The sequence below is a fragment of the Leisingera sp. F5 genome (genome assembly GCF_001593695.1).
Window position 1 is genome coordinate 1 of record NZ_LUKH01000999.1, and the last position, 1,368, is coordinate 1,368.

The 1,368-nt window shown below is 67.8% G+C and carries 1 pseudogene; it reads right to left on the reverse strand.

Going from position 1 to position 1,368, the window contains the following annotated elements:
* A pseudogene (locus tag A2I95_RS38260) lies at positions 1–1,368 on the reverse strand (DUF3971 domain-containing protein); the annotation flags it as partial.

The window sequence follows — 1,368 nt, forward strand, 5'->3', positions numbered from 1 at the left end:
CCGCGGCCGTGTTCGAAGATGCCTGCCGAGCGGAACACCCCGCCCGCGTCATTGGCCCGGATCCGCGCCGCCGTGCCGCCGTTCTGCGGCACCACGGTGCCCGCCACCGGGGTTTGGCCGTTCAGACGGGCGGTGAACTCGCCATTCATGCCGCCTTGGTTGGAAAACCGGCCCTGGAAGTTCTGCAGCCCGATACTGTCGGTCACCTGCAGGTTTTGCAGCCGCAGGGTTATCGGGCTCGACCCGCTGCCGCCGCTGCTGCTGCCGCTGGCTGAGGTCGCCGAAAACGGCGAGCGGTTCAGATCCAGCCGGCCGCCGGTCACCTCGATGGCAGGCGGCGCTGCACCGCGTCCCCGGAACGTCACAGAGCCGCGGAACCAGTCCCCCGCCCGCGCGGATGAAAACACCGCCTGATCCAGCCCGCCGCCCTTGCGCGTTGTCACCTGGCCGGTGGCGGCCAGTCCCGGCGCCTGCAACTGCAACTGTTCTACCGTGGCGGTCTTACCCAGCAGCGCCGAGACCGACAGCTCCCCCTTTGCCGCCTCGCCTTTGCGCCAGCTGATTTCCGGGATTCGCAGGCCTAGCCCCGCCAAATCCGATTGCAACTCAAGACGCGGCGGCGCGTCCGGCGCCAGATCCACTGAATACTGCCCCTGGCCCTTGCCAAAGACGGTCCCGCGCGGCAGGCCAAGGTTAAAGGCCTCCACCGCCTGCGCCGACAGTTCGATGGTCCCTTCCACCCGGCTGTCCGGCGGCGCCCCCTTGCCGATCCGCTGCTGCCAGGAGGCCATCACCGGCACCCCCGACAGGCTGCCTTTGCCACTGATCCGGACCTGGCTCTGATCGCCGGTCACCTCCAGCACCGGTGCAGCCGCCACATGGCCGGGAACAAGCTTGCCGCTCTCCACTGCACGGATCCTGCCCTGGTAGTGATAGAGGATTTCCTCAACCGGCACCTGTTTTTGCAGCGGCAGCGCCAGCGTGCCCTCCGCCTCCACCAGCCCCTCGGCAAGATCCACCGGCAGGCCGGCCTTGTCCATCACCTGCAACGGCTCCCGGTTCAGCAGCGACAGCGCCGCCGTGGCGGATCCCCGCGCCATGATCCGCGCAATGCCGGGGGTGCCGTCCTTGGCCGACACATCCGGAATGATGAAAGACGTGCCTGCAACCTCCACTTCACCGCCCTGCTCAGCCGTCACCGCGCCGCCAGAGGCCGTCACGACAAAGCGCTGGCCGTACAGGCTGAGCTGCCCGGAGGCGTCTTGCACCGGCGGCATGAATTTCTGAAACACCACCTCAGCGCCGTCAAACGCCAGATCCAGGCTGACAAAAGGTTTGCCGCTGCCACGCCCGCGCATGTGGAAACCG